Origin of the sequence: Haloplanus sp. GCM10025708, assembly GCF_042663985.1 — an archaeon.
GTDB lineage: Archaea > Halobacteriota > Halobacteria > Halobacteriales > Haloferacaceae > Salinirarus > Salinirarus marinus.
This window is the reverse complement of record NZ_JBHSZA010000011.1, coordinates 2,884,483-2,891,075: the sequence shown is the minus strand read 5'-3', so window position 1 is coordinate 2,891,075 and position 6,593 is coordinate 2,884,483. Positions and strand designations below refer to the sequence as shown.

Genomic DNA, 6,593 nt, shown 5'->3' with positions numbered 1-6,593 from the left:
CCGGCTGGCGAGCGAGGCGTACAGATCGCGGAGGGAAGTTCGTGACGTCCGTCGGCTGCGGTCGGGGCGCTGAAAGAGCGCTACGGGAACGAGAACGGACCGGCCGGGGCGACCGGTCGGACGCAGACGACGGAGGTCATCCCGTCGGACGGGTCCGTCATAGAAGCTGTGTCCGACAACGAAACCGACATACCCGCGCCGAGACAATCGGAGGCAATGGACTGCGACAAGTGCGACCGCGAGGCCGTCATGCACGCGGCGTACTCCGGGGCCCACCTCTGTGACGCCCACTTCTGTACGTCCGTCGAGAAACGCGTCCGGCGGCGCATCCGAAGCGACGCCCTGGTTCCGTCCGATGCGTCGCCCGAGAACCCCCAGACGTGGGTCGTCGGTCTCTCCGGAGGGAAAGACAGCGTCGTCCTCACGCACATCCTGGACGAGACGTTCGGGCGCGACCCGCGAATCGACCTCGTCGCCCTCACCATCCACGAGGGCATCGAGGGCTACCGCGACGAGAGCCTCGACGCCTGTCTCGAACTGTCGGAGGCGCTGGAGATGCGCCACGAGGTGGTCGCCTACGACGACGAGTTCGGCGTCCGCATGGACGACGTGGTGGAGTCGGACCCGATGGACATGGCCGCCTGTGCCTACTGCGGCGTCTTCCGGCGCGACCTCCTCGAACGCTACGCCGACGAGTTCGGCGCGGACAAACTCCTCACCGGTCACAATCTCGACGACGAGGCCCAGACCGCGCTGATGAACTTCCTGGAGGGCGACCTCGAACAGATGGCCAAGCATTTCGACGCGAGCATCGGCCCCTTCGCCGCCGGCGACGACGACCTCCGCGAACGCCCGGCGTCCGACCGGTTCGTCCCCCGGGCGAAACCCCTGCGCGACGTGCCCGAGAAGGAGATCGCCCTCTACGCGCATCTGATGGACCTCCCGACGCATATGGCGGAGTGTCCCCACGCCTCGGAGGCCTACCGCGGCGAGATTCAGGAACTGCTCCTCGAACTCGAAGAGAACCACCCAGGGACGCGACACTCGATTATGGCGGGCTACGAGGAACTCGCCGCGCTCGCGGCCCAGCGCTACCGCGACGACGGGACGGGAGCCGACCTGACCGACTGCGAGCGCTGTGGGTCGACGACCAGCGGAGACGTCTGTCGGAAATGCCGGCTACTGGAAGCGCTCTGAGCGTCGCTGGCGGCGCTGGGCTCGAAGAAACCGATCGACGGCGACGTTATTTGATGACGTCGACGCCGTTTCGCTGTTCGAGCTGGTCGTGTCCGCCGTCGGACTGCCACGACGCAGTGCTGGAGTCGGCGTTGGCGCTATCGCCGGCGTTCGCGTCGAACTCCGACCCGCCACCGTTGAGGCTCTGGCGGGAGCGGTCCGCCTGCTTTTGCGTGCTCGGGCCGAGGACCTGTGCGCTCTGGACGCCCGTCATGATGGCCATGACGCGGACCTTGCCCTTGTACTCGTCCTGAATGCGCGCGCCCCAGATGACGTTGGCACTGGCTTCCAGGCGTTCGGTGATGTTGTTGGCGATGCCTTCGGCCTCTTTCAGCGTGAGGTCGGGGCCGCCCGTGATGTGGACGAGACCGCCGGAGGCACCCCGGTAGTCGACGTCGAGCAGTGGGTGGTTCATCGCGTCGTTCACCACCTCCTGGGTCTTGTTCTTGTCCTGCGTCTCGCCGACGAGCATCACCGCGACGCCGCCCTGATTCATGATCGTGGACATGTCCGCGTAGTCCAGATTGATGAGAGGGCTGGGTGATGGTCTCGGAGATGCCCTTGACCGTCTCCGCGATGATCTGATCCATCACGGAGAAGGCCTTGCCGATGGGCAGGTTCGGGACGTAGTCGAGCAGGCGGTTGTTGTCGAGGACGATGATCGAGTCGGCCTCGCCGCGAAGCTTCTCGAGGCCCTCCTCGGCCTTGACCGTCCGCGCGCGTTCGACGTTGAACGGCGTGGAGACCATGCCGACGACGATCGCGCCCTGTTCTTTGGCGATCTTCGAGACGACGGGGGCGGCACCGGTACCGGTGCCACCTCCCATGCCGGCGGTCACGAACACGAGGTCCGCTTCGCCGAGGACCTCTTTGATGGTGCCCTGGGCCATTTCGGTGGCGCGCTCGCCCATGGAGGGGTCGCCGCCAGCGCCGAGACCCTGCGTGAGGGACTTGCCGACCAGGATCTTCGTGTCGGCCTCGACCATCTTGAGGTGCTGTTTGTCCGTGTTGATCGCGATCGTGTCCGCGCCGTCGACGCCGATGTTGTAGAGACGGTTGACGGTGTTGTTACCCGCGCCGCCACAGCCGACGATGACGATGCGCGGATCGCCGAACTGGTCGTCCTCGTCGTCGAGGTCGCGCTGTTGTTCGGCTTCTTCGTGCTCGATCGCCTCCTGAACGAATCCCTGCATCGTTACACCTTCGCCCAGCTGCGGTTGCTCCGCGACTCGCGGGACTCGTTCTGTTCGTTGAGCATCTCACGGACGGCCGAGCGAATCGCCTCGCTCCGATTCGGGAACTCTCCCGTCTCGACCATCTGCTCTACTTCCTCGATCTGCTGCTTCGGAATTCGTAGTGTCACACGCTCCATTGTTTCATTCCCCGGTAAGACGGCAGGGACGCGCCCCGTGATTTGTCTTACACGCCGAAATCGGCCGCACTGGGGTCGTCCCCGTGCGATTTCCGGCTATGTAAGACGGGCCGTCTTACGCAATCGTATTGACAGGGGGATACATTATAAAAGTAACGGCGGTTGTCTTACACATCCTCGGAAGTCGCGTATACACGGAGTATAGCGCGTTTACTCGGGGTTTAGGGCCTGTCGAGGACGTCAGCAGCGGGGGTACGGCGACCACAGCTGGGACAGAACGCCCAGCCTGACCGGATTTCGTCCCCGCATTCACAGAACACCCGGTGGGACGTCTTCTCCCCGCAGTTCGGGCAGTAAACGTGCTCGCCATCCAGATTCTCGCCGCATTGCCCGCACGTTTTACGCGACGCGTTCGACGTCTCCCCCGCGTTTTCGGCCCGCGTCTTACGCGGCGTGTCAGCCGTCTCACGTTCGACTGAGGCGTCGGGTGAATCGGACGTAGCGCCGTCGAGCGTGACGTTTACGTTGATATCGGGCGCGGCAGGCGACGCGCGGCCACCGACCGCGTCCAGCCGTTCCGCGATGAGTGCGTCCACGCGCGAGGCGAGCGCGTCGTCGACCGACGAGTCGGCGGTGCCCTCCTCAGCGTCGTCGAGATACGAGCGCAACGCTTCGCGCATGACCTCGCTCTTGGAGGCGTCGAACGCCTCCAGCCGTTCGACGAGGTCGTCGTCGGCGCGGAACGTTATCTTGCTCATCGTTAGCTCATGCGACCGGGGATTATTTGAATCTTCCCACCTGTCTGACGACTGTCTGTCGCTCGTCTGTCAGCGGACATCCGACGGACGCGAATGGCAATTTTTAAGCGCGAATCCTCGCTACCTGTAGCCGTCCGCTCTTAGCTCAGCCTGGTAGAGCAGCCGACTGTAGATCGGCTTGCCCCCGTTCAATTCGGGGAGAGCGGACTTCTCTTGCGAACGAAACGAGCAGCGAGAAGCGTCCTCGACCGAAGCGAGCGGACGGCTTCCCGCGCGTCATACGCGAGAGCATCCGCGCGGCGAACGGTACACCTCGCCGTCTTTCACGACGAGCGACGGCGAGCCGACCGCACCGATATCGTCGCGTGGGTCCCGCGAGTAGCCGACGACGTCCGCCGGCGTCCCCGCCTCGACGACGCCGAGGTCGGGGTGGTCCAGCTGGACGGCCGCGTTGTACGTCGTGGCCGCGAGTGCGTCCTCGGGATCCTGTCCGAACTCGACCATGCACTCGAGTTCCCGGTGGAGGCCCGGGTGCGGGAGGTTCGGTGACCCCGCGTCGCTCCCGGCGACGATCCGGGCGTCGTTCTCGACGGCGCGCGCGAACACCTCGGCGTGGCGCTCGTAAACCGACCGTGCGTTCTCGGCGGCGTATCCGGGTATCGAGTCGCTCCGGGCGATGTCGCGGTAGATGAACACCGTCGGATCGTAGGCGACGTCCTTCTCTATCAGGAGCGAGAGCGTCTCGTCGTCCATGAGGTTGCCGTGCTCGACGGTGTCGACGCCGGCCTCGACGGCGTTTCGGATCCCTTCGGTGCCGACCGCGTGAGCGGCTACCTGCAGGTCGAAGCGGTGCGCCTCGTCGACGACGGCGTCGAGTTCCTCGAACGAGAGTTCGCTCGCACCCGGGTCCTCCCCGACGGCCTGCCCGTAGACGCCGCCCGTCGCACTCACTTTGATCAGATCCGCCCCGCGACTCCGGAGCGTTCTGACGGCCGACCGAACCGCGTCGACGCCGTCGGACTCGATGCCCCAGAACGGGTCGTGTCCGCCGGTGATGATGATCGTCCGACCGCTGGCGAACGTGCGCGGCCCCGGAATCTGTCCCTCGCGTATCGCCGCGCCGACGGTTATCGCGACGTCGTCGGTGCTCCCGACGTCGCGAACCGTCGTGACGCCCGCCCGTAGCTGCCGGCGCGCGTTCTGGACCGCCTCGACGACCGTCTCCGCACGCGACTGGGCGCGGAGGGACGCGACCGGGTCTGCGCTCCCGTCCCAGACGTAGTGGACGTGCATGTCGACGAGACCGGGCGACAGAAAGCCGACGTCGTACGCCTCGGCGGACGACGACGGAGCGTCCTCGCAAACCTCCCGAATCTCACCGTCGGAGACGACGACCCCGGTCCGGTCGGAGGCCGTGTTTCGCGTCCCACACGTCGCCGTGGAGAACGACGTCGTCGCTCATCCCGACTCACCGCCGGTGCGCTCGGAGCGTGTCTCGCGCATCAGTCGCCTCAATGTGAATCGTTCACATCAAGCTACCGGCGAGGACCACGGGAGTACTTTTCACGGCGCTCGCCGAACCGAGTAGTATGTCGGACGTCGTCTTCGAACGCGCTCGCGTCGTCGACGGAACGGGCGCACCGTGGTTCCGAGGCTCCGTCGTCGTGCGGGACGGGGTCGTCTCAGCCGTCTCGAGGAGTCGACCCCCGACGTCGACGCCAGCGTGACCGTCGACGTGGACGACCGGGTGCTCTGTCCGGGGTTCGTCGACACGCATTCACACTCCGATCTGATGCTGTTCGACTCGCTTCTCGAACCCAAGGTTCGGCAGGGAATCACCACCGAGATACTGGGACAGGACGGATTCTCGATGGCCCCGATGTACCGGGACGGCGGCGCGGACGAGTGGCAACGGCAGTTGCGCGCGCTGGATGGCGACGTCAACGTGGACTGGACCTGGGGGAGCGTCGCGGACTACCTCGACGCCGTCGACGCCGCGGGCGTGCCGCTGAACGTCGGCCTCCTCGTCGGCCACGGGACGGTCCGGTTCAACGTCCTCGGCATGGCGGACCGCGATCCGACCGACGCCGAATTCGAAGAGATGGCGGAACTCGTGACCGAAGGCCTCGAAGACGGCGCGCTCGGCTTCTCGACCGGTCTCATCTACACGCCGTGTACGTACGCCAACCGAGCGGAGGTGCAACGACTCGCCGCCCGCCTCGGGCCGTACGGTCGCCCGTTCGTCGCACACGTCCGGAGCGAAGGGCGGTGGCTCTGGGACGCGCTCGACGAGTTCGTCGACGTCGGTGCCGAGGCGGGCATCCCGCTCCACCTCTCGCACTGCAAGGTCGCCGGGACCCAACAACAGGAAAGCCGACCGGGCGCTGGCGCTCGTCGAGGCGGCGCGCGACCGCGGCGTCGACCTCACCGTCGAGCAGTACCCCTACACCGCGGCCAGCACGATGCTCTCCGTCGTGTTACCGCCGTGGGTCCACGCCGACGGCCCGGACGGGACGATAGAACACCTGACCGACGAGCAGTCCCGCGACCGCATCCACGCCGACGTCGAACGCTGGCGCATCGACGGCTGGGAGAACTTCGGGGCGCTGACCGGGTGGGAGAACCTCGTCGTCTCGAACGTCGAGAGCGAGGCGAACGCCGCCCCAGAGGGGAAGAGCATCGCGGAGATCGCCGACGAACGCGGCGTCCGGGCCACGGACGCAGTCTGTGACCTCCTCGCGGAGGAGGAACTCGGCGTCAGCATCGTCGCCCACATGCTCGAGGAAGGCGACGTGCGAGAGATCCTGTCGAACGAGCGCGTCTGCGTCGCCACGGACGGCCTCTTCGGCGGCAAACCACACCCGCGCGTGTACGGCACGTACCCCCGAATCCTGGGGACGTACGTCCGCGAGGAGAACCTGCTCACGCTCGAAGAAGCCGTGCGGAAGATGACGTCGCTTCCGGCGCGGGCGATGGGACTCGACCGCAAGGGTCTCGTCCGCCAGGGCATGGACGCCGACCTCGTCGTCTTCGACCCCGCCACCGTGCGTAGCACCGCGACGTTCGACGACCCGCGCCGGCATCCGAAGGGAATCCACCACGTCCTCGTCGACGGCGAGTTCGTCGTCCGCGACGGCGAGACGACGGGCGAGACGCCGGGGCGAGCGATTCGCGCCGGCGTCGAGTAGCGGCGCGCGCTCGCACCAGCATATTCAAGTTCGTTTTCG

The 6,593-nt window shown here is 66.3% G+C and carries 6 protein-coding genes, 1 tRNA gene and 2 pseudogenes; 5 read left to right on the top strand and 4 right to left on the bottom strand.

Annotated elements, in window-relative coordinates; translation table 11 throughout:
• Nucleotides 1-216 precede the first annotated feature (216 nt).
• Nucleotides 217-1,197, top strand: a complete 981-nt coding sequence (gene ncsA / locus ACFQJD_RS19295) for a tRNA 2-thiolation protein NcsA (RefSeq protein ID WP_379796104.1) — start codon at nucleotides 217-219, stop codon at nucleotides 1,195-1,197.
• Nucleotides 1,198-1,243: 46 nt separating this feature from the next.
• Here ncsA and ftsZ read toward each other — a convergent pair.
• The 3 genes and pseudogenes from ftsZ to ACFQJD_RS19280 form a co-directional block, all read right to left on the bottom strand.
• A pseudogene (gene ftsZ / locus ACFQJD_RS19290) lies at nucleotides 1,244-2,429 on the bottom strand (cell division protein FtsZ).
• A 2-nt stretch (nucleotides 2,430-2,431) separates the two neighbouring features.
• Nucleotides 2,432-2,608: a ribbon-helix-helix domain-containing protein gene (locus ACFQJD_RS19285; RefSeq protein WP_379796100.1), complete on the bottom strand. Its 177-nt coding sequence runs from the start codon at nucleotides 2,606-2,608 to the stop codon at nucleotides 2,432-2,434.
• A 221-nt stretch (nucleotides 2,609-2,829) separates the two neighbouring features.
• Nucleotides 2,830-3,366: a double zinc ribbon domain-containing protein gene (locus ACFQJD_RS19280; protein WP_379796098.1), complete on the bottom strand. Its 537-nt coding sequence runs from the start codon at nucleotides 3,364-3,366 to the stop codon at nucleotides 2,830-2,832.
• Between the two features lie 134 nt (nucleotides 3,367-3,500).
• Between ACFQJD_RS19280 and ACFQJD_RS19275 the strand changes: the two genes are divergently transcribed.
• Nucleotides 3,501-3,573 (top strand) — tRNA-Tyr (locus ACFQJD_RS19275).
• A 69-nt stretch (nucleotides 3,574-3,642) separates the two neighbouring features.
• Here ACFQJD_RS19275 and ACFQJD_RS19270 read toward each other — a convergent pair.
• Nucleotides 3,643-4,659, bottom strand: coding sequence for a metal-dependent hydrolase family protein (locus ACFQJD_RS19270; RefSeq protein ID WP_379800371.1), 1,017 nt, complete (start codon nucleotides 4,657-4,659; stop codon nucleotides 3,643-3,645).
• Nucleotides 4,660-4,955: 296 nt separating this feature from the next.
• Between ACFQJD_RS19270 and ACFQJD_RS19265 the strand changes: the two genes are divergently transcribed.
• From ACFQJD_RS19265 to ACFQJD_RS19255, 3 genes and pseudogenes are all read left to right on the top strand, one after another.
• Nucleotides 4,956-5,093, top strand: coding sequence for a hypothetical protein (locus ACFQJD_RS19265; RefSeq protein WP_379796094.1), 138 nt, complete (start codon nucleotides 4,956-4,958; stop codon nucleotides 5,091-5,093).
• Nucleotides 5,090-5,665, top strand: a pseudogene (locus ACFQJD_RS19260) (amidohydrolase family protein); the annotation flags it as partial. The gene ACFQJD_RS19265 and the pseudogene ACFQJD_RS19260, both read left to right, overlap by 4 nt.
• Before the next feature lie 7 nt (nucleotides 5,666-5,672).
• Entirely contained in the window at nucleotides 5,673-6,554 is an 882-nt protein-coding gene (locus tag ACFQJD_RS19255) for an N-acyl-D-amino-acid deacylase family protein (protein ID WP_379800369.1), read from the top strand.
• The last annotated feature ends 39 nt before the right edge of the window (nucleotides 6,555-6,593 follow it).

What these genes read in the sequence shown, in the direction of transcription:
- ncsA (WP_379796104.1), top strand. Translation starts at nt 217, where the DNA reads ATGGACTGCGACAAGTGCGACCGCGAGGCCGTCATGCACGCGGCGTAC.
- ACFQJD_RS19285 (WP_379796100.1), bottom strand. Translation starts at nt 2,608, where the DNA reads ATGGAGCGTGTGACACTACGAATTCCGAAGCAGCAGATCGAGGAAGTA.
- ACFQJD_RS19280 (WP_379796098.1), bottom strand. Translation starts at nt 3,366, where the DNA reads ATGAGCAAGATAACGTTCCGCGCCGACGACGACCTCGTCGAACGGCTG.
- ACFQJD_RS19270 (WP_379800371.1), bottom strand. Translation starts at nt 4,659, where the DNA reads ATGCACGTCCACTACGTCTGGGACGGGAGCGCAGACCCGGTCGCGTCC.
- ACFQJD_RS19265 (WP_379796094.1), top strand. Translation starts at nt 4,956, where the DNA reads ATGTCGGACGTCGTCTTCGAACGCGCTCGCGTCGTCGACGGAACGGGC.